The sequence below is a fragment of the Acholeplasma sp. ORD1043 genome (assembly GCF_057808485.1).
The window spans coordinates 21,851-43,574 of record NZ_JAQLOJ010000013.1; the positions used below are offsets into that span (position 1 = coordinate 21,851).

Sequence of the window (21,724 nt, forward strand, 5' to 3'; positions counted from 1 at the left end):
CTTTAAATTTCAGTAACTTTGATATAATCCACTAAAAATTCAACCGGAAAAATAGAATCATCAATCTTTCCACCCCATGTTCCACCAATTGCTAAATTGAAAATCATGAAATGTGGTGCATCAAATGGCCAATTATCCGGACCTTCCTCACCATCCCTTGGAGCTACAAATGTTAATTTATTATCTAAGTAATACTTAAATCCATCCTTCGTCCACTCTAATGTATAGATATGGAAATCATCAGATAAACCTTGAATTGTTTCTGCCAAATGTAGATTATTACCTTTTACATGATTGAAGTTTTTTGAATGTAATGAAAAATGTAGTCGATCTGGTTCTTTTCCAACAAATTCCATTAAATCAATCTCACCACATGCAGGCCAACCAACTTCTTTAATATTTGTACCCAATAACCATGCAGCAGGCCAAGTTCCTAAGCCTTTTGGAAGTTTCATTTTGACTTCAATTTTTCCATATAAAAGACCTACTTTACCTCTTGTGGTAATCTTAGCAGATGTGTAATGTCTGTGTTCAAAATCTTCTTTTCTAGCTACGATATGTAAAATTGAATCCTTTTGATAAATATTTTCTAATCTATCTGTATAGAATTGATCTTCTTGATTACCAAATCCATTTCCACCTTGTTCAATCGTCCAATATTCAGGATTTGGTTGATCACCTTGATTAAAATCATCAAAAAATATTACTTTTTTCATAAAGCCTCCTTAATTAACTTTAGGTCATTGGTTGAAAGATAGTGTTTGATTGAATTACTATCCCCTGTATCTTTTGCTTCAACAATTAAGAGTTTTGCATCAGTTGATAAAAGTTGAGTATGATATATACCTTTTTTAATGTTATATACTTTATTCTTTTCCAATTTCACTGCATTGATTTGTGTAATCACATCGTTTTTAATATCAGCAAAAACTAGCGTTGCTTCACCTTCTAATAAGACAAAGACCTCATCTGTTTCTAAATGTGCTTCAACATAACGTAATCCATCTAATTTACAATCATCAACAAAATTTAGAATAGCTACTCTCCATGTGTCATAATGCATAAGTACTTTAAACCCAGCATCATTAAAGTCAAATGTTTCAAATTGCATCTAAGTATACTAAGATATCAGAATCCCCTATTTGGTCAATTGATATCTCTTTCTCCTGACTAATTATTCTTGATACTTTATATTCACCATAATCTAAATTATTTTCATTCACATATGTAATCTTAATTAAATTTCCTCTAACATATGTTTGAATGGATGCTTTACCGTCAATGAAATCATCTTTAACAAGTTTTGGTTCTAAACTTAATCTTCCAAACGTGTACTTTATACCAAAAACTTGTTCGATTAATAATTTTAATAACCAAGATGCTGAACCTGTTAGATAAAGATATTTTCCAACACCTTGATCAGTAAAGTATTCTGGAATACCTAAAAGTGTATAACTATCTGGATTTATCGCACGTTGAATTAATGCTTTATAGCCTTCATTACCTTCTTTTACTAATCCATAATTATATAATCCATAAACATACATAATCGCCATATGAGAGAAAATTCCCCCATTTTCTTTATGGTTATATGCAAATCCAAAGGCACGTCCTAAATCTAATTTGAGTTCTTTATAATCTGTATTTAAATGATACCCACCTAAATCTTTATTAAATAAAAGTTCTTTTGTTTTGTTTGCTATAAGTTTAGCTTGCTTTATAGTGAGTGTTTCATTTAATAGAGCCATTGCTTGTCCTGTTAAATTCATTGTGTTGTTATTATCTAAAAACACCTTATTTTCAGTAACATAACTTTGAAGATGAGAGTTATTAATCCATGCAGTTTCATTAATCTTCTTAATACGTGCTCTACATAATAATTCTAATTTTTGAACTAATTGATTTTTGTCAACTTGAATCACATCTTCATCAAAGTTAGATACCTTGATAAAATACGCATCAAGTGTTATTTCTTCAAAAATAAGTTGTTTCAAACTTTCGAATAAGTATATATCTTCATTTGTTTCTTTAATTATTTTTGCTAATCTTTCTAGGTTTTTAGCATAAAAGTGTGTGAAAGCTATTGTTTCCCCATACTTTTTAGCCATATCAAGCCCATCATTCCAATCGGCATTTTCCAATTTGATAAAACCATTTTCACCAACGTTGAAATGTGCAATGACATTTTGAAGTAATAAATGTTCTAAGACTGTCCCTTGATATTTCAAACCCTTGTTTTCTAAAATATGTTCTAAGCTAAATCTATCTTTAGTTTTATTTGTGTAATGTGTAAATTGATCATCAAAATAATATTGTTTTTTAAATAAGAAGGATAAATCTCCAGTTTGATTTATATAGCTTAAGACAGTTAATAATGGCCATGCCCCATGGTCACTCCAAACTCTTACAATCTTATTTCTATCTGCTAAAAATTCACCTGGTTTATCTCCAATAATGGTTGCATTTGAACCATCAATTCTAACTCCTTGGAAATTATTCAATAATAATGATTCAACTGATTTGTCATTAAACATAATAAGACTTAAAAGATCTTGCCATAAATCACGCCATCCACGACCACCTCTACCATAATCATGGTGTGGTAAATAAGAGTTACCAAAGAATCTGCGAAAAACTGGTTGAAGTCTTACCCATTCAAGTAGAGTTGATGTATCTTTATCAAAAAGCTCAAACTTTAACTTTTCATTTTCTTTATTAAAATATGTCACAACTTCATTAAATGCATCATCTACTTGTTTTAAATTTTGATATTTTTCATGTGTGGATTTCGCATCTACTCCTTCATCAAAAATACCCATTGTGACAATAAACGTCAATGATTCATCTGGTTTTAAAATCGTTTTTTCAAAACCAATCCCGGCAATCACTTCGTAGCCATCTTTGTGTTTTGTCTGTTCTTTATAAATACCTTTTGGAAAACTAAAAGAACCACCATCTAAGAAATCTTCTAGCGTGGTAATCATTCGAGTAACTTTAAGTTTGTTTTGGTAAGCAAAAACACTATATGTGTGATGATTTTCTTTATGTCCTCTTTCATCAAAAGATAAAGATGGACGAACTAAAACACCATTTTCAGCAACTGATACTCTATTTAATAAAGATGTTACATGACGATGGTCTCTTAAATTATCAGCACTACGCGCATAAATTGGAATTGCAGTAATCGTATCTAATAAAAATGGCTTTGAGGAGGTATTTTTTATTTCTACTTTTAAAACTTCAATATCATCATTCAATGTAATAAAGGATAATGTATTTAATGTAAATAATTTATTTATTCTTTCAACTTTTTGGTATAAAAGTCCATAGGTTGCTGTTAGTTCATCGTTTTGTTGTAGCGATGTGTTACCATTTAAAAAATACATCGAACCATCAATCGAAAAAATAATGTTTCTCGAAAGATTATTTTGGTATAGATCAAGTTCTGTTGTTGGCTCTAACAAATAATGATGGTGATCTAACTTAATATCACCACCAAAGAATGGAGTAATCGAAGACTTTAAACCCTTCTTGTTAAAAAGTGGTATATATTGAGCATGATTTTTAGTTATTTTAATCTTCTTCTCATTCATTTTATCCGTGCCTCATGACTTTTATTTCATAAATCTTTAAATCAGATTTATTAAACTTAATAGAAAGTGCTGACTTTTTAGCATCCACCAACATCGAAGCTCTGGCCCAAATCTTTTCACCGTTACTTCCTGAGACTGTAATTGTTGTTTTATATGAATTATCAACATAAAGTGAGAATGGTAATTGTGCTAAGTTTGATGCATTACTTGATAATGAGAAATCGACCAAGTATTTTCCGTTTTGTTCAAAATGAAGTGGGAATGAAATAACTGCATCCTTTTGATTGATACTTAATACACCATCTTCGTTTGATACAAAGGATGGGTTGTAAATTGCTTCATTGAGTTTAAGTACAATTGGTGTCCAAACTTTTTCACCAACTTTATCAAATGATTGATTTTCTAAAGTGTTTAAATCAATCAAGTCAGTTGAAACAAAATTATTTGATTTAGTTCTTAAGTAATAAATATGACTAGACGACATATTTTGTAGAGTGACTAATCCAAATGATTTATCTTTGTTAAACTCAATATAATTTGCAAGTCGTTTCTTGCCATTTATACTTTCTATTTTTTCAAAGTTTACTATTTGATCAAATTCTTGTAGGAAATTTAATGCATTTAAATCATAAGTTTTACCATCAATTTTGATAGATTTTAATAATGGTAAATCTATTTTTGTTTCAGTTGCATTAAACCAAGGATTAGGCGTTCTTAATTCTTTTTTAAATTCTAAATGATGCATTCTAGCAAATGCAGGTGTTGTAAGTAAATAACTTAGAATATTTTTGGCTACTTTTTGTAAGTGGGCAAGTTTGAGTTCACCTGCTAAATATGCTTCTTTAGAATTATCATTATTTGAATTTAATTTAACATCTTGAATAACCATATACAAATCATTTTGACTTATAATCATAGCTTTTGTATTGGTTTTATCTCCTTCTTTGCCAAAATCATTCATTTTAGCCCACCAGTCAGTCATGATAATACCTTTAAATCCCCATTCGTCATGAACAAGTAATTTGTTAACATCATATAACGATGCAGTCCATAATCCATTGACTGGATTATATGAGGTCATAATAGCTTTGGCTTTACCTGCTTTAATCGCAATTTCAAATCCTTTTAAATAAATTTCTCTTTGAGCGCGTTCTGAAATAACCGCATTGACATTGAAACGGTCTGTTTCTTGGTTATTAGCAAATAAGTGTTTTAATGTACCAGTAACACCTTCTTTTTGAAGGCCAGTTACTACAGATGCCCCCATGATACCTGTTAATAATGGGTCTTCCGAGAAGTATTCGAAATTACGACCATTTAATGGGTGACGTAAAATATTCATTCCCGGTCCTAGAATGACATCAATTTTGTAATTCTTCATTTCTTTACCAAGTAATTGGTACAAAGTTTTAACCAATTCTGGATCGAATGTGGATGCCAATAAAATTCCAATTGGAAGACTTGAAGCATAGAATCCAGAATCCATGCGAATACCAGATGGACCATCTGCAGCACAAGCAACCGGAATACCTCGTTCTAATAAGTCGTTTGTAACACCACCAAATGCTGCTGCAGTACCTGGAGTTACTTTAGGTGATGACATACCTTCACCACGTGTCAATTCAATTAATTGATCAACCGGTAGTGAACCGACAAATTCATCCAAACTTACTTTTTTATTGTACACATCTAATAATGTATATTTCTTTTCATTCGTTTTTAACGCTTTTGGTGTATCTTTTTTAAGTTGTTCATTATAAGGGACGGTTCTTAAAGGTACATCTTCATAGGATACTTTGAAATCTTTAGTTGGTTTAATTCGTTTAAATGGTTCATTTGGAGCTGAAAGTTCTCTTGAAATTTCAGTGATGATATCTTCTGTAATTTCAATCGTTCCATATTGTTTATTATCTCTTACAGAATTACCAATATAGAAATGATAAATACCTTTTTCTAAAACCCATGCTGATTTGTAAATAGCATCAGAATCATCATAGCTTGCGAGTTTAAAGAGATCTATTGAAATTTGAACGTTCGTTTGTTCAAGTTGAGCAAGTTCCTTAGTTTTAACAAACCCAACTAATTGTCTTCTTGGTTTACCTAGTTTTCCTTGAGGAGCCTCCATATAAACTTGTACAACTTCCCTACCAATAAATTGCCCAATATTTTGAACATTTACTTCAAAATTAATTTGTTCATCAACTACATCAAACTTTATTGGTTTAATATTGAATTTTGTGTATGAAAGTCCATATCCAAATGGAAATCTCACTGCATCTTTATCAAATGTTTCAAAATAACGATATCCCACATAGATATCTTCTTCATAAACAACCTTAGTGTGATGACCAAAGTTTTTGTCAGACGGATCTAATTTAATATCTTTGACGATACTCATTGGCAGTTTTCCTGATGGTGTTTTATAGCCAACCAATACATCCTTTAAGGCAAGTGCACCATATTGACCACCATGCCATGCCATTACAAGACCATCTACTTTATTTGTATCCATGAAAGATAAATCAACAGGATTACCAACATTTAATATTACGACTGTTTTTTTGAAAAATTTAGTAACTTCATTTATTAACTGATTTTCATCATCAGTTAAATAGTAACTTCCCTTTGTACGATGATTATCTTTATCTTCACCTGCAGTACGTCCAAAAACAACCACTGCAATATCACTCTTTTTAGCGGCTTTTTCTACAATGTTTCGATCGATTTGCATTTCTTTTTGATGCCATGGTTCTGATGCCCATTGACCATTACCTGAATCAAAAGGAAATTCATCTGTCCATTTCTTATATACTTCATAAACATCCATATTTACTTCAATACATGGATCCTCTATTAAAGCATCTATTAATGAAGGTACATGTCGAACATTTACAAGTCCACCAGAACCTGTACCAGATTTATAGTAGTTAAATTGAATACGACCAAAAACTGCGATTTTCTTTCCAATCAATGGTAGAACTTTATTATTTTTTAATAAAACAATACCTTCACTAGCTACATGCTTAGAAAAACTAGCAAGTTCTTTAAGTGGTGTCATGTCTTGTTGAATAATTTTATTCATGTTTTTTTGCATAATCGTACACCTCAAAATTAATTATCGAAAACGATTTCCTAACTCCATTATATGTGATTTTTATATAATAGCAAACGTTTTCATTGAAAAAAATGCATTTCGCAAAACAAAATGCATTTTCGTAATTATTTCGTTTATATTTTAAAATTTTAACGACTATATTTACCGCCATGATAGCAGTAATATGTTTTAACTTTTAAACCTAATAACATATCAAAAGAATGTTTTGCATCATCCATATTCAACGTAAAACGAGGGTTAGCAATTTCTGGAAAGCCATCTTCTAAGACCATTGCATCACCAGTGATTACTGAATTTAGTTTTGGTATATATAATGAAATATGCCCTGGTGTATGACCTTTAGTTGATAAAACCTTTATGCCACCTAACCAAGGTAATATATTATTTTCTTCTAATAAATAATCCACTTCTACAGGTTTTAATAATTCTAAAGTCTTAATAAATCCCATCGCAAATTTCTTTTCATCATCATTCATATGAATTAAAGAATCATAAGCTTGTCGAAGTCTTGGAGGTGTTACTTTTTTAGAGATAAATGGCGCTTCAATTTTTGATGCATATATTTTCAAATTAGGCATCATTTCTTTTAATTCTTTAGCTGTTCCCATATGATCGTGATCATGATGTGTTAACACTAACGCCGTTAGATTTTTAATGTCTAAGTTGTTCAACTTGAAACTATTAATCAGATCACTTAATGAATAACTATGTCCACAATCAACTAGAATCAATTGCTTATTATCAACAATTAAAGTTGGATGAATAAAAGTTTGACCAAACCTCAAATTTAATTCAATAATTTTTTGCATAAATTTTATCCCCTTTGAATCTAAATTACATGAAAATTATAACATATCTAACAAAACCATTTATTATATCTTTTTCTATTAGATTTGTAAGTTATACCATGATTGAGTAATCAAGTTTAAATTATATACAATTTTGTTATACTAGTTATATAGATTTATACAATGTGAGGTTAAGAAATGAAAAACTTAATAAAAACATCACTTCTAGTAGGTTTATCATTACTCTTCTTCGCATGTACACCTATAGAAGATGACATTACAAACTATACTCAATCAATTGAAATAATCGTTAATAACGAAAAAGAACAAATTGAGCTTATTCAACATTTGGATCAAAGATTTAATGACGAGAACGTTTTATCATATGGTATTATTGCTGAATTTAGTGATGAAGTAATTGATTTACATGTGGATAGAGATTCAATCTATAAAGTTACTTATTATGCTTTAACCTTTGATAATATACTTGCTGTCGTACCACATCCTGATGAGTACAACACCGATCTATATGCAAGATCCTTTGTAAGACTTGATAACGAAGAAAAAACGATTTTATATTCAGATACAGTGGTATTTAATTTATTCGAAAATAAGAAAAATGATACAGATGCTTTTGCATTAAAGATTATTGATAAAGTTCTTAATATAACCATTATCGATACCATCGAGTTAACGATTGATTACACTAAATCACCTTATATAGTAACTTCTGCTCCTGAATATTTAAATGTCAATTTAACAACTGATTACAAGACTGTTGAACTCGGAATAGAAATCAAAAGTACGGGTTATAGATTTAGTAATAACATTACATTGAATGTGAATACAAAAAATATTTCTATTAAATCTATTTCATTCAACCCAAACTTTATTACTATCATTTACAATGATACAAACTGGTCAGGCATTTACTAAACACCGAAAATCGGTGTTTTTTTACCTCAATTACAGAAACTTATTTTCAGAATCAGAAAATACAACAATCCTAACAGTTTAACACTTTGAACAGCAAACTTTCTCTTGTATACTATTATCAAATATAAATGTAAACGCTTTTATATTCATAATGATATAGATAAGAAAGGGAGGATTATTATGGAAAATTCTTTTAAGCGTTTTTATGTTTCGCCTGAAATCGAGGTTATCGAGTTCGACGAAAAAGTGCATGCTAATTCAACATCTGTGAATGTTGATTCATGGTGGAACGGATAGGGGCGTACCACATGAAAAAAATATGGGGACTAGTAGCACTTCTCATGGTGGCATTTGTTGGTAGTTTATCTATCGCATATGCAGTTGGACCTATCGAAAGTATTGATGGAGCAAGTATTCGTACACAAGGTGTACAAGGTTTACGCTTCTATGCAAACTTAATCGATGTGGATGCTCAATCACATGGTTTTTATCTTCTATACGGAGATGCTTCGTTAGAAGATTTAGAAATTGCGATTGAAAATGATTTAGTTCATGAAGGTAAACAAGTCTTTAGAACTGAAGTTAATGGTATTGATGAAAATAATCAATTCAGTGTTGTATTAACTGGAATTCCTAATGTTGGATATATGCAAGATATTACTGCAATTCCATTTGCAGTGGTTGAAGGTGAAGAATACTTTGGCGCACCAGTTGTAAGATCAGTTGCTAAAGTTGCTCAAAAAATGCATCAAGCAAATAATCTAACACCTGAAACTCAAGCTATTTTAGATTACGTTCATGCTAATTATCACTCAATAGAACAATATAATTATGGTCATTACGGTGTGACAGGTTTATATACTGGTGATATCGTTAAAATCAGAACCGAATTCATTAAAGATTGGAACACTAAATTCAGCAAATCTTATGTTAACTTAAATCATTTAACGTTCGCACCAGATGCTAAAACAGGCAGTGGACAATCTAATACTTCGATTGCTGGTACGAATCTACAAAAATTTTTCAGTGACCCTATCTATGGTCCAAAATGGTCATGGTTATTAGATTTGTTTATTGATATCGGAGCAGGTTCAGTCCATACTGCTAAACAAGCAACTGCAATTAAAAATGGTGGGACTCACCCAACATTAACTTCAGATAATTTATATTATGGCGATATGCTAATTCATTCAATCTATAATTTATTCTGTTTAGATAATAAATTTAATAATAGTGACTCATCCACAATAAAGTTTGCTGACTATGAAACAAGTACCACAACTCAAGATAGATTATTCAAAGTTATCACATATAACAACTCAATAATGAAGGATGTTACAGAACTTTTACCTAAAAATACTGTAATAACTTTACCAACTCCTGTTGTAAAGGCTGGTTATGTTGCATCAACATTAACAATCAATGGAACAAACTACAATGTTGGATCTAACTATACATTAAATGGAATTTATCCAATTAGAGTAAATACTTCAGCTATTCAATATCAAATTTCTTATTTTGATGAAGATATTCAATTATCATTGAATCCATCAACATATACAGTTACACAAGAAATAACATTACCAACACCTATAAAAGAAGGTTATCAATTCCTTGGTTGGTATGATAATCCTTCATTTGATGGATCACCAATTACTAAGATTATGACTGGTTCAACTGGAAACAAAGTTTATCATGCTAAATTCGAAGAACTTCAAACTTATAGTGTGACATTTAACCTTGGTGATTATGGTTATACAGGGACAAAGACTAAAGATGATCTATGGAATGATTTTGCGACAGATTATTGGACATTTTATGGTCAAAATAATTTAGCACAAAAACCTACATTAGCAAATTTCAAGAATAAAGCTAACTTCAATACTTATGGACAAGTTTCAAGTGGAACATACGCCGGTCAACCTTGGACTATATACAGCGATTCAGTATACGGAATTAAATGGGGATGGTTTTTAAATTACTTGAGTCATATTGCAACCCTAACAAATTATACTAGCAAAGCTGCAGTGACTACTGATCCAGTAGAAAATTTATGGAGATATAACCAATGGGCATTTTGGAATGACACTTATAGAACAACTTTCCCAATTACTATGAATTTTACATCTATCGATATAAATCAAAGTTTCTGGAAATTCATTCCAGAATATCATGAAATTAAAATGGATTTTGATGAATCATTTACTTTATTAGGATCTTCATCATTCTCAATTTGGCATCCAAATTATGAATTTGTCGGATGGTTTGACGCAGCAGTTGGTGGAAATCAAATCACTTAAATCACTGAATTAACCTCAAACATCACATTATATGCTCGCTATCAATTAAAGTAACAACTTATTTAATCAAAAAGGCGTTATAGAAATCTATAGCGCCTTTCCCCTCAAACTAAAGGAACAATATGTTATATAAAATTGCAGATTTAATCATTCAAATGAATCCACAATATGAACCACTCAAATCTCAATCAATACCTTATTTATCAAGTGAGCATTTTCATGTTGATATTAGTATTCCAGATTTAACTACTTATGTAGAAAAATATCACCATGAAAATACTCACCTATCAATTGGTGAATGCGAGTACATCATTTATGGTTCATACTTCTATACTAAACTTATAGAGTTTGATGCTATTCTCTTACATGCATCAGCAGTTATATACAAGGATAAAGCATATTTATTCTCTGCACCTTCAGGTACAGGAAAATCAACCCATACAAGTCTTTGGGTTAAGTACTTAAATGCTTTTATTTTGAATGATGATAAACCAGCAATTAGATTTATAAATAATGAATTTTGGGTATATGGTACACCATTTACTGGTAAAACCGATACTGGTGTCAACGCTAAGTATAAACTTGGTAATATCGTATTTATCCAAAGAGCAACAGATAAAAATAAAATGATAGATTTAAATCCAAAAGATTCATTAAAGAATTTTTTAAGAGAAACTGTTAGACCTTATGAAGAAGATAAAATGGATAAAGTGCTTCTACTTTATGAAAAATTGAAAGCTACACATCCATTCAAACAAGTAAATGTTGATATTTCAAAAGATGCAGTTTATACATCACTTCATGGTTTAGGTTTAATCAGTGGCTTAGAATACACACTTGAAACTAAGGGTTTTGTTGTTACAAATATTAAAGGTTCTAGTATGTTACCGCTTCTAAAAGAATCCATAGATCAAGTCATGATTGAACAAAATAAAGATGTAAATCTTTATGATGTGGTATTATTTAGGAGTAAGGATAAGTTAGTTATTCATAGAATAATTAAACAAAAAATAGATTATTATTACATTACTGGTGACAATCAGTACAAATTAGAAAAAGTGCATAAAAATCAAATACTTGGGGTTGCTACTAACTTTATTAAGGATGGCATAACCATTGATCGCACAAATAAAGAGTATCAAAAATATGTCCATCAAATTGTTAAAACAAGATTCATAAGAGCAGTAAAAAGAAAAGTTAACAAAATATTCACAAGAAAGGAATTATGAATATGTCCATAATGAAAAAAATTACAGCTTGTCTATTCCTTATAGCAATCTCATTTCTTGTATCAATCGATCAAACCTATAGTGTAGGTGAAGAAAGTATTATGGAAACTGATATTGACCAAAGTCTACGTGCAGTTTGGATGACACCACTTGTAGGAGAACTTCCTGGCAATGTCACTGAATCCGTTTGGAAAAATCAATTCTTAAATGAAACTTTCCCAATCCTTGAATACTATAAATTTAATACAATTATTATTCATTTTAGATCACATAATAATGCGTTATATAAATCAACATTAAGTCCTAAAGCAAGTTGGTTTGCGAATGTAAACTTTAATACATTTGACCCAATGGCTTGGCTGATTGAAGAGGCTCATAATCGAGGTATTGAAGTACATGCATGGTTAAACCCATATCGTGTTGCATCTGGTTCTACTGACTTAATGCAATATAAGTCTGGTACAATTCCATCTGCAAATCCTCAAAATAATACAGCTAATTTACTATCATATAACGGTGCTACAATTTTAAACCCTGGTTTACCAGCAGTTAGAAGTTTTTTCGCTGACGTAGTTGAAGAAATCATTACCCAATATGATGTTGATGGTATTCACTTTGATGACTACTTCTACATTAATTTAGGTGCAAATGGTGCAACTTCAGGTGATACAACAATTCTTAGTGAGCCAGACCAAGCAACTTTTGTTACCTACGGTGCTGGTTATAATACAACAAGTGCAACATCAAAAGCTGACTGGCGTCGTCATCAAGTAAACTTAATGGTTGAAATGATTCACGATCGAATAAAAACTTATAACACTACTCACAATAAACATATTCAATTTGGTATTGCACCAACTGGTATTTATAAAAACGGAAATGGTGTTGTTACATATGATGCTAATGGAAATGCAATAACTACTGGTTCTGCCACCAATGGTCAAGCCCATTATTCTTCATATTTATTTGCTGATTCGTTAAAATGGATCAATGAAGGTTGGATTGACTACATGATGCCACAAAGTTATTGGGCAATCGGTCACCCAATTGCAGGTTATTATAATGTTATGGGTTGGTGGGATAAAGTTGTTAAGTATAAAGATATTAACCTTTATTCTGGTATCGGAGTTTATATGGCAGATTCAGCCAGCGAAACATATACTTGGAAAACTGACATGTATGATTTAAATAAACAATTTAATTTCTTAGAAACACTTGAAAACACTCAGGGTATTAGTGTTTATAGTTATCAATATTTAAGATTAGGTTATAACCAAAGAAATAACCCAACCGCAAAGAGTGCACAACAAATAGCTAATGCAGCACATCATTGGAATGAATATTCAATTCTTCCAGAATTAAAGAGTGAAGATCCAGTACAAGTAGATGGTATCTCTTATATTTCTCATAATGCTGGTACACTAACATTTAATACTGTTGATAACGCTAAATTTTATTATATATATCGTTCAAATGGTTCATTAACATATTCAAACTCTGAAATCATTGGTGTAGTTCGTGACAAAGACCAACCTACTTTAACATTCGCAACCGGTGATAATTCAAATAACTATAACTATGGTGTTAGAGCATTATCTGTAACAAATCACTTAGGACCAACTGTTGCTGATATTATTTCAGTCGTAGAAGGTGCCTCAATTAGAAATCAAAGTGCTGAAGCTTCTCAAGGTTTAAGATTCTACGCAGAACTTGCTGAAGGTCAAACAGTTGATTCTAAAGGCTTCTACCTAGTTTATGGTGCTACAACATTCGCAAATCTTCAAAATGCTATTAACAATCCAGTTTCTGGAAAAATTATCGTAAATAGTAAGCAAGTATTTAAAGTAAATGTAGGTGGTTTAGATGAGGATAATCGATACAGTGTTGTCTTAACAGGTATTCCTGAGATTGGTTATGCAACTAAGATTACCGCGTACGCTTACTATGTTAAAAATGGTGTTGAAGTTTTAAGTAATTCATCATCAACACGTTCAATTGGACAAGTTGCCATAAATATGGAAAAATCAGGCAATGTTTCATCAACAACTTCCGCGATTATTGCATCATTAGCAGCAAACTTTAATGTAACTCAAATAACTGTTGATGGTATCAGTGTATCTGGTTCAATATATGAAGTGGATAGATTAAAACTTAAAGCCGAATTTATTAAAGACTGGAATACGAAGTTTGGAAATACTTTAAATAGTAGTGCAAGCATTACAAATTTCCATAATCAAATGAAAGTTGGCTTAACAGATGGTAATAGTGCCAACTACAATTTATCAGCTTCAAATATCTACAAATTCTTTAATGATTCAATATATCGTTCAAAATGGATTTGGTTATTAGATTATTTAATTAGTATAGATTCAACAACTCACACAACAAGACAAGCGAATGCTATCAAAGGAGATGGTACATTTGAATCTTTCCAAACCTGGAATGCGATCCATATTTCTTCTAGCATCTATAACTTCTTTAATAGATCACATGAAGTAAATGGATTTACAGCAATTAACTTCCTTGAGTCAAATGAAGCTTCAGTTGGTTTCTACCAAGAAGTTACACAATTCAGTAATTCAATATTAATTGACATTGATAATTACACATTAGCACCAAAAAACTAAAACTTAAATAAAAAACAAGCCGTCAAAAGCTTGTTTTTTTAGGTATTTGATTCTAATTACCAACAGTTTTCATCTGTTCCTTTATAATGCTTACTAAGTCCACCAATGGATGTTTCCTTATAATCAGTGTGCATTGATAACCCTGTTTGGTACATCGTTTCAATGACAGTATCAAATGAAATCTTTCTAGAATCACTTAAAAAGTATGCTAAACCACATGCATCAATCGCACGAAGTGCTGCAACTGCGTTTCGTTCAATACATGGAATTTGAACAAATCCATTAATGGGATCACATGTTAAACCTAAGTGGTGTTCCATTGCAATCTCTGCAGCATACTCAACTTGATTAAGTGATAAATTAAATAATGTAGCATGTGCTGCAGCAGCCATTGAACATGCTGAACCAACTTCTGCTTGGCAGCCAGCAACAGCACCTGAAATAGACGCATTATGTTTGATTAAATTTCCGAATAATCCAGCAACCGCTAATGCTTTAATGATTTTTTCATCCGTAATAAACTTATGTTTATGTCTCATATAATATAAGACAGCAGGTAAAACACCACAAGCACCACACGTTGGTGCCGTAACAATGATTCCGCCGGCTGCATTTTCTTCAGATACTGCAAATGCATAAGCACTTACTAAGCGATTCTCAGTGATTTCAGCAGGTTCATTCTTCATTGCTTTTTCAAAAAGTGTCTTTGATTTTCTTTGAACTTTCAATGGTCCAGGAAGTACACCATCTGTTTTAATTCCTCGTTCAACAGCAGCTTTCATTGCTTCCCAAATTTCTTTTAGAAAATCAACGATTCCTTCACCTTCAAATTTTAATACATAATCATATAAACTTAATTTATGTTCTTTACAATAAGCCTTAATCTCATTAAAAGATTTATGTGGGTAAACTTGTACTTCTTCTGATTCTCTACCAACAAAGACAATTCTGCCACCACCTGTAGATTTAACCTCATCAGTTGAAATCAATTTATCACCATTATATCCAAAAACAACAATTGTATTTGCAAACTTTTCTAAATCTATTTTTGTTGCAAACTCAATTGTTCTTGGTGCTACTGATTGTAACATTGCATCCTCAGTTAAATGTCCTTTACCTGTTAAGGCTAATGAATTATATAAAGTCACACGAAAGTGTGTGATTTCAGGATGTTCATCTTTAATAATTTTCATTGCTTTTGCAGGACCCATAGTATGTGATGAAGATGGACCGTGTCCAATTTGATAAAGTGATCTTAATGATAGCATATTTATACCCTCTTTACATAAGCATATTATAGCATTTTTAAAACAGTTTTTATATAAAACAAAATAAGGTCTAACAAGTAAATTGACAGACCTTATTTTTATTTTTGAATTTAATGTGAAATCAAATTTTTTAGTGCAATTTCTCTAGACATAATTTACTTAGGTTTATCATACAAATTACAATATGTTAATTGAAATTAAGTTTAGACAATAGTAAATTAAATATCATTTATTTTTATGCTTTTGATATCTCCATATTCTAAAGATATCAATAAATAAAAACACTACTAAACAGATACTCGATAAAACTATCACACTGGTTTTTAATGAAACACTAGATAAATATATTGATGTAAATATGATGATTAATATTGGATATGCATAATGACTTATCTTTTTCAAATATTTAATTGTCTTAATACCAAAATTTCTTTCACAATGTACATTAATAATCTCTAGAAGTGACATAACTGTTTGGAATAAAAGGTATGAAAGTGAGATAATAACTAAGAATCTAGTGCTGTTAATCATTGATATTACAATTAATGTTATAACAAAAGCAATAAAAATATAAGTTAGAATAAATTTCAATCGTCTTCTCAATATAACATTGGAATTTATTTTTTTGAAGAAATAACCGAATACTTTAGCAATCAATGTTAAAATAAGTTCACCAAAAACCTCAAAAAATAACTGTAATATAAAAAGTATTAAATCTTCCATTTAGTATCCGTTTCCAACAATAAAGTTTTTTATTAACTAAGTTGTTTGATCTTTTTATTGTAAAAACCTTAATTCTTTAATTATATGAAACCTATCGGAATGATTAAATTGGTTATGTTTTTTTCATCTTAAATGACTTCTTTTTACCTGAAAAAGTCCATTGAAACTTATTAGAAAAATAATAAGTGGTATACCATAAACTCTAAAGAATGGTGCAAGTATCAACGTAAATACAGCCATCCACGCTCTAAAATTATTAACGGTTTTTAGTGACTCTACAAAATTATTCCAATCAAATGATATGCCAAAAGCTATAAATACTGAATCTAATGTTACAGTAAAAGCAATCATTGTAAGCAAACTTAAAATTAAAAATATAAGCATAATTAATCTTTGCATATACTACCCCAAAATAGTCGTAAATATACAGTCATTATAACACAATAATTTATAGCCATCATATCGTGATATTCAAATTATTTTCTAATTTATATACACACCTTAACTATAAAAACGAATAGTTTCTTGCACATCATCATAAACTAATTTTAGTACACAGTTTTATTAAACTGATAATTAGAATCTTTTTTATTACCAAATAAAAAAGGTCTGATATTGTATCAAACCTATGCATTCAATATGGGTTGTGTAACCTATTTTAATACAATTACGCACCCCTGCATGAATTTGCACACCCCAAAACTATAGCTTAGTAAAAAGCATTTATTTTTTTGGACAGTTTTATTATAAAACTACTGATAAAAAATCATGCAAACATAAGAAAAACCCTAGAAAGATTAAATGTTTTACCCATCACTGTGATATTCATCGATTGATAAAATGATTCAAAACTCGTTTCTTCTATTGAACCCGATTCATGAAGCCATTCGAGATTATGTTTTTTATCAGCTAAATAGCCATCTAGTGTCATACATCCATAGAAATAGATACCCATGACAACCCTCCTCACAACTAAATTAAATCTGGATTAATAATCAATTCAAGTTTATTTTTAGATAATATCTTAATCGTTTTATTATTAATAATTTTAATATATCCTAATTCTTCAAATTTCTTAAGTCTTCGACTGAATGTTTCTGGTGTAATCCCTAGTTGTGAGGACAGATTTATCTTTGTTGTTTTAAAATAAACTAAATCATGCATTTGAAGATCTAAAAGCAATCTTGCAACCTTTGCATCTGCAGAATAAAGATTGCTTTGTTCAATCATCGATTCAGCACGATCGAGTCTACTTAATAACTCATTCATCATCTTAATACTTAATGCAGGACTTTGACCCATTAATTCTTTTAAACTGCTATTTTCTACCAAACAAACTACCGTGGGTTCAATCGCTTCAGCATATGTTGAAACTGAATTTTCTTTAAATAATACAAGTTCACCTAAAAAATCACCATGAGATAATATCCTAATCACTTGTTCTTTACCATCATCTGAATATCTAGTAACTTTAACTTTACCTTGATGGATCACATATAAACTATTCAGCACATCCCCTGATTGATAGATGAAATCCCCTTTTTCTAATCTTTTGTGTTTTGAAATCATAATGATTTTATCGAGTTCATCCACTGATAAATTTTTGAAAATAGGGACTGCCTTGATGCAGTTGCTAGGCTCTAAATCTTTTCTCATGGTAACCTCACTTCTTAGATTTATGTTTTAATAATCGTATTGCATTAAGAATCACAACAAGCACTGATAATTCATGAACTAACATCCCCATTGACATGGTGACTTTTTTAAATAAAACACCAATCATTAAAAAGGAAACGATAACTAAAGCAAAGATGATATTTTGAAACATATTGATTTTAACCTTTTTACTGATTTTAATCGCAGTTGATAATTTAGATAAATCTTCACTCATCAACACTACATCTGCAGTTTCCATCGCCAAGTCTTTTCCCACACCACCAATTGCAACAGATGCAGTAGCATATGAAAGAGCTAACGCATCATTGATGCCATCGCCAACGAAAATGGTTTGATGATGTTCTTGATAACTTTTTACGATATTTGCTTTATCTTCGGGTAACAGTTTTGCATGGTATGTCTTAATGCCGACTTCATCTGAAACTTGCTTAGCAACACGATCTTGATCGCCTGTTAGCATGATAATATCTTTAATACCTAATGATCTTACTTCTGAGATAACCTTCTTGGCATGATTTCTTAATCCATCAGCAATCGCAAACAAACCTAAAACTCTTTGTGGATCTGCCATGATTAATGTAGTATAGCCCATATCTTCAAATGCATCAATTGTTGATGCGACTTCATTCTTTAATGGAAATTCAAGTATTTTATTGTTACCGATCATGTACCTAATGTTATTATACTTGAATTTGACGCCTTTTCCAATGATGAGTTCCGATTCCTTTGGTAGATCATGAGTTGTTAAAGATCTTCTTCTTGCTTCATCAATGATAGCTGATGCTAAGGGATGTTCACTATATGATTCACCAATCGATGCTATTCTAAGCAGTTCATTTTCATCATAATCAAAGGTGTAAATCTTTTTCAGTTCAGGTTTTCCTTGAGTTAACGTTCCCGTTTTGTCAAAAAATAATAGATTACCCTTCGCTAATCTTTCAATCGAATCGCCACCTTTAAACAAGATACCTTTCTTTGCAGCGTGACCAATACCTGCAACAAATGACACAGGAGTAGCGATTACTAATGCGCCAGGGCATGCAATAACAAGCGCTGTTATGGCTAAGCGGATATCTTTTGTTAAAAAATAGAGCACAATCGATAATATGACAATCAGTGGTGTGTAATATCTTGAGAATACTTCCATAAATTTTTGAGTTTTAGCTTTTTTATCTTGAGCTTCTTCTACCATATGAATCATTCTTGCTAAGGTTGTATCCTCTCCAACATGAGAAACTTTCATTTTCATGTATCCTGTTTGAAGCAATGTGGACCCTAAGATAGCATCCCCTATGCCTTTTTCAACAGGTACGGACTCACCTGTGAGTATTTGCTCATCAATCAAGACAGATCCTTCAATGATAATGCCATCTGTAGGTATTTTTTCACCAGGTTTAACTAGCAAGATATCATCAATATTTAGAGAATCTAATGAAACGATTTCTTCTTGATGATCAAGAAGTCTTCTTGCTTCACTCGGTTTTAAATCTAATAATTTCTTTAATGAACTTCTCGTTTTCTCTAGTGCTGATTTTTCCAAGATATGTCCTAATGTAAACAGGTAAGTGACTGCTGCTGCTTCAAAGTAATCACCAATTATAAAAGCAGCAACAACCGCAATGGTTACGAGTAAGTCAATACCAATCATTTTATACCATAAATCCATAAAAGCTTTCTTAAATATGTGATATCCTGCAAGTATCGTCAGTACACTCATTAAGGCAATCGCTATCAATGATTGCTCGAATTTGTTGAAGACGATTGAAATCAGGAACAAGATGGACAAACTCAAGATATATACATGTTTTTTAGTCCACGTTAGATATTTCATTTGATCTCGAGTATTTTATATCCAAGATTAGAAATTGTATGACCTAAATCATCTGATGATGTGATGGATGGATCATAGAGAATTTCTACTTTTGATTCGTTAAATTTCACTTCAACACTACTAACACCTTTTTGTTTACCCATAGTTCCCTCAATTCTTCTAATACATGATGGACATGTTAATGTTTCTAATTGTATCATCGTTTTTTTCATTTTTTATTCACCCTTTCTACCTATAGTATATCTATATTAAAAAATAAAAACCTTGACCTAAATCAAGATTTTGTTGAGTAGTTAAGGTTAAAAATAATAAAAATTAAAAAAACTAGTTTAGTTTGCTTTATATACAAAAAAGACTCCTTTGCTCAAGATTAGGTATTATGACTATACCTTCTCTCTAACTTTTTGGAGTCAGTTCATTGTTATATGTGTGATACTACTTATTTTAATACAAATTAGCGCTACATCATTATTTTAACACCCCTATAAAACATCTGAGGCTGTAAATAGCAATTATCTGTGTTTCTTAATTTATTCAATGATTAAACCGATAGAAACTATAAATGTCAACATAAGAATGTGTCTTATTTAACAGTTTATATGATAGATAGATTGGCACTAAAAAGGTATTTTTCACCATGAAAACTTGGCATAAAGGTTTAATATAGGTTCCTCTTCATTATAAACTACTATATCATTTGTAAAATCCCATGGGATTAAACCATCTTTATCTTTGTACCAACCCAAAAATGTTTTATTACTAATTTTAGGGTTATTAGGGATAAATTCAATAAGTTGATTTTCATAGTGATCAATCAAATATAAGTCTTCACTTGAATCCTCAAATAAATTGAAATAATAGTGAACATTAGCTCGATTTAAAAAATCTAAATCGGTTTTAACGTAGCTAGGATAAAATATATCAATATATTTACTGTCATATCCTGTATAAAGTGATGATACATGCAAATAATAATTACTAAAAATGTATTCAATGTTTTCTAATGACAAGGCATATCTAAAGATATAGATATTACCAAGTATGTATAATCGTTTTATTGTTTTACTACTTAAACTTCCTCCTCCAGTTGACATAAATGATGGTTCTTTACCTATGCCAGTAACCCTATAACCGTCTATCTCAATGGGTATGATGAGTGTTTCTAATGATTGTCCAGCTTCTGTTAACCCCATAATTGTAGCTTTTTCATCATAAATTGTATAAAAAAATAACTCAGACTCCAATAGATTTTCCTTAGGAGTACAACCTGAAATAACAATAATTAATACCGAAAAACAACAAATTATGATTTTCTTCATTTTAATTCCCCCATTATAATATTATCTTATAGTATTTTAAGTGATGTGTTACATGAAAATTTATACATCATTAGTAATTGCTAGTAAAATCTACTTAGACTATAACTAAATCATTTAACACTTAGGTTTATTACCTAATTATAGCATAGCTAGATGATTTATTTGGCTCTTTTTAAAGCAGCCAAGTGAATCTAAAAAAGAAAGGTCTGATAATGTATCAAACCTATGCATTCAATATGTGTGATGCTACCTATATTGAAAAAAATTAGCACCACATCATTATTTTTTAGCACCCTATAAAAGCGGTTTAACGAAGCG

The 21,724-nt window shown here is 30.7% G+C and carries 15 protein-coding genes and 1 pseudogene; 4 read left to right on the forward strand and 12 right to left on the reverse strand.

Features of this window, described 5'->3' with window-relative positions; genetic code table 11:
* Positions 1 to 2: 2 nt before the first annotated feature.
* The 5 genes from PG914_RS05640 to PG914_RS05660 form a co-directional block, all read right to left on the reverse strand.
* Positions 3 to 716 carry a glycoside hydrolase family 16 protein gene (locus tag PG914_RS05640; protein ID WP_488822737.1) on the reverse strand — a complete coding sequence of 238 codons (714 nt, stop codon included), beginning with the start codon at positions 714 to 716 and terminating at the stop codon, positions 3 to 5.
* Entirely contained in the window at positions 713 to 1,111 is a 399-nt protein-coding gene (locus PG914_RS05645) for a cupin domain-containing protein (protein ID WP_488822738.1), read from the reverse strand. Before PG914_RS05645 ends, PG914_RS05640 begins: the two co-directional genes overlap by 4 nt.
* Positions 1,101 to 3,593, reverse strand: a complete 2,493-nt coding sequence (locus PG914_RS05650; RefSeq protein WP_488822739.1) for a GH36-type glycosyl hydrolase domain-containing protein — start codon at positions 3,591 to 3,593, stop codon at positions 1,101 to 1,103. The genes PG914_RS05645 and PG914_RS05650 overlap by 11 nt, the downstream gene beginning before the upstream one ends.
* A 1-nt stretch (position 3,594) precedes the next feature.
* Positions 3,595 to 6,687 carry a glycoside hydrolase family 3 protein gene (locus PG914_RS05655; protein ID WP_488822740.1) on the reverse strand — a complete coding sequence of 1,031 codons (3,093 nt, stop codon included), beginning with the start codon at positions 6,685 to 6,687 and terminating at the stop codon, positions 3,595 to 3,597.
* A 149-nt stretch (positions 6,688 to 6,836) separates the two neighbouring features.
* Positions 6,837 to 7,517: an MBL fold metallo-hydrolase gene (locus PG914_RS05660; protein ID WP_488822741.1), complete on the reverse strand. Its 681-nt coding sequence runs from the start codon at positions 7,515 to 7,517 to the stop codon at positions 6,837 to 6,839.
* 177 nt (positions 7,518 to 7,694) lie between these two features.
* On the opposite strand from PG914_RS05660, the gene PG914_RS05665 reads away from it, so the two are divergent.
* The 4 genes from PG914_RS05665 (at position 7,695) to PG914_RS05680 (ending at position 14,588) form a co-directional block, all read left to right on the forward strand.
* Entirely contained in the window at positions 7,695 to 8,432 is a 738-nt protein-coding gene (locus PG914_RS05665) for a hypothetical protein (protein ID WP_488822742.1), read from the forward strand.
* Between the two features lie 308 nt (positions 8,433 to 8,740).
* Positions 8,741 to 10,732, forward strand: a complete 1,992-nt coding sequence (locus PG914_RS05670; RefSeq protein WP_488822743.1) for an InlB B-repeat-containing protein — start codon at positions 8,741 to 8,743, stop codon at positions 10,730 to 10,732.
* Between the two features lie 122 nt (positions 10,733 to 10,854).
* Complete coding sequence (locus PG914_RS05675) at positions 10,855 to 11,961, forward strand: S24/S26 family peptidase (RefSeq protein ID WP_488822744.1); 1,107 nt, start codon at positions 10,855 to 10,857, stop codon at positions 11,959 to 11,961.
* A gap of 11 nt (positions 11,962 to 11,972) precedes the next feature.
* Positions 11,973 to 14,588: a glycoside hydrolase family 10-like protein gene (locus PG914_RS05680; RefSeq protein WP_488822745.1), complete on the forward strand. Its 2,616-nt coding sequence runs from the start codon at positions 11,973 to 11,975 to the stop codon at positions 14,586 to 14,588.
* A gap of 56 nt (positions 14,589 to 14,644) precedes the next feature.
* On the opposite strand, the gene PG914_RS05685 is transcribed toward PG914_RS05680, so the two are convergent.
* From PG914_RS05685 to PG914_RS05715, 7 genes and pseudogenes are all read right to left on the reverse strand, one after another.
* Positions 14,645 to 15,856, reverse strand: a complete 1,212-nt coding sequence (locus PG914_RS05685) for an L-serine ammonia-lyase (RefSeq protein ID WP_488822746.1) — start codon at positions 15,854 to 15,856, stop codon at positions 14,645 to 14,647.
* Between the two features lie 846 nt (positions 15,857 to 16,702).
* Complete coding sequence (locus PG914_RS05690) at positions 16,703 to 16,978, reverse strand: hypothetical protein (protein WP_488822747.1); 276 nt, start codon at positions 16,976 to 16,978, stop codon at positions 16,703 to 16,705.
* 400 nt (positions 16,979 to 17,378) lie between these two features.
* Positions 17,379 to 17,534: pseudogene (locus PG914_RS05695) on the reverse strand (dihydrofolate reductase family protein); the annotation flags it as partial.
* A gap of 17 nt (positions 17,535 to 17,551) precedes the next feature.
* Positions 17,552 to 18,235 (reverse strand): Crp/Fnr family transcriptional regulator, encoded by a 684-nt coding sequence (locus PG914_RS05700; RefSeq protein ID WP_488822748.1) that lies wholly within the window; start codon positions 18,233 to 18,235, stop codon positions 17,552 to 17,554.
* Positions 18,236 to 18,242: 7 nt separating this feature from the next.
* Positions 18,243 to 19,973: a heavy metal translocating P-type ATPase gene (locus PG914_RS05705; RefSeq protein WP_488822749.1), complete on the reverse strand. Its 1,731-nt coding sequence runs from the start codon at positions 19,971 to 19,973 to the stop codon at positions 18,243 to 18,245.
* A 110-nt stretch (positions 19,974 to 20,083) separates the two neighbouring features.
* The gene (locus tag PG914_RS05710) at positions 20,084 to 20,299 is read right to left on the reverse strand and encodes a heavy-metal-associated domain-containing protein (RefSeq protein ID WP_488822750.1); all 216 of its coding nucleotides are present in this window, start codon (positions 20,297 to 20,299) and stop codon (positions 20,084 to 20,086) included.
* Positions 20,300 to 20,719: 420 nt separating this feature from the next.
* Positions 20,720 to 21,406, reverse strand: a complete 687-nt coding sequence (locus PG914_RS05715) for an InlB B-repeat-containing protein (protein WP_488822751.1) — start codon at positions 21,404 to 21,406, stop codon at positions 20,720 to 20,722.
* Positions 21,407 to 21,724: the final 318 nt, after the last annotated feature.

Coding starts and splice junctions, on each gene's coding strand:
- PG914_RS05640 (WP_488822737.1), bottom strand. CDS start 716: ATGAAAAAAGTAATATTTTTTGATGATTTTAATCAAGGTGATCAACCA.
- PG914_RS05645 (WP_488822738.1), bottom strand. CDS start 1,111: ATGCAATTTGAAACATTTGACTTTAATGATGCTGGGTTTAAAGTACTT.
- PG914_RS05650 (WP_488822739.1), bottom strand. CDS start 3,593: ATGAATGAGAAGAAGATTAAAATAACTAAAAATCATGCTCAATATATA.
- PG914_RS05655 (WP_488822740.1), bottom strand. CDS start 6,687: ATGCAAAAAAACATGAATAAAATTATTCAACAAGACATGACACCACTT.
- PG914_RS05660 (WP_488822741.1), bottom strand. CDS start 7,517: ATGCAAAAAATTATTGAATTAAATTTGAGGTTTGGTCAAACTTTTATT.
- PG914_RS05665 (WP_488822742.1), top strand. CDS start 7,695: ATGAAAAACTTAATAAAAACATCACTTCTAGTAGGTTTATCATTACTC.
- PG914_RS05670 (WP_488822743.1), top strand. CDS start 8,741: ATGAAAAAAATATGGGGACTAGTAGCACTTCTCATGGTGGCATTTGTT.
- PG914_RS05675 (WP_488822744.1), top strand. CDS start 10,855: ATGTTATATAAAATTGCAGATTTAATCATTCAAATGAATCCACAATAT.
- PG914_RS05680 (WP_488822745.1), top strand. CDS start 11,973: ATGAAAAAAATTACAGCTTGTCTATTCCTTATAGCAATCTCATTTCTT.
- PG914_RS05685 (WP_488822746.1), bottom strand. CDS start 15,856: ATGCTATCATTAAGATCACTTTATCAAATTGGACACGGTCCATCTTCA.
- PG914_RS05690 (WP_488822747.1), bottom strand. CDS start 16,978: ATGCAAAGATTAATTATGCTTATATTTTTAATTTTAAGTTTGCTTACA.
- PG914_RS05700 (WP_488822748.1), bottom strand. CDS start 18,235: ATGAGAAAAGATTTAGAGCCTAGCAACTGCATCAAGGCAGTCCCTATT.
- PG914_RS05705 (WP_488822749.1), bottom strand. CDS start 19,973: ATGAGTGTACTGACGATACTTGCAGGATATCACATATTTAAGAAAGCT.
- PG914_RS05710 (WP_488822750.1), bottom strand. CDS start 20,299: ATGAAAAAAACGATGATACAATTAGAAACATTAACATGTCCATCATGT.
- PG914_RS05715 (WP_488822751.1), bottom strand. CDS start 21,406: ATGAAGAAAATCATAATTTGTTGTTTTTCGGTATTAATTATTGTTATT.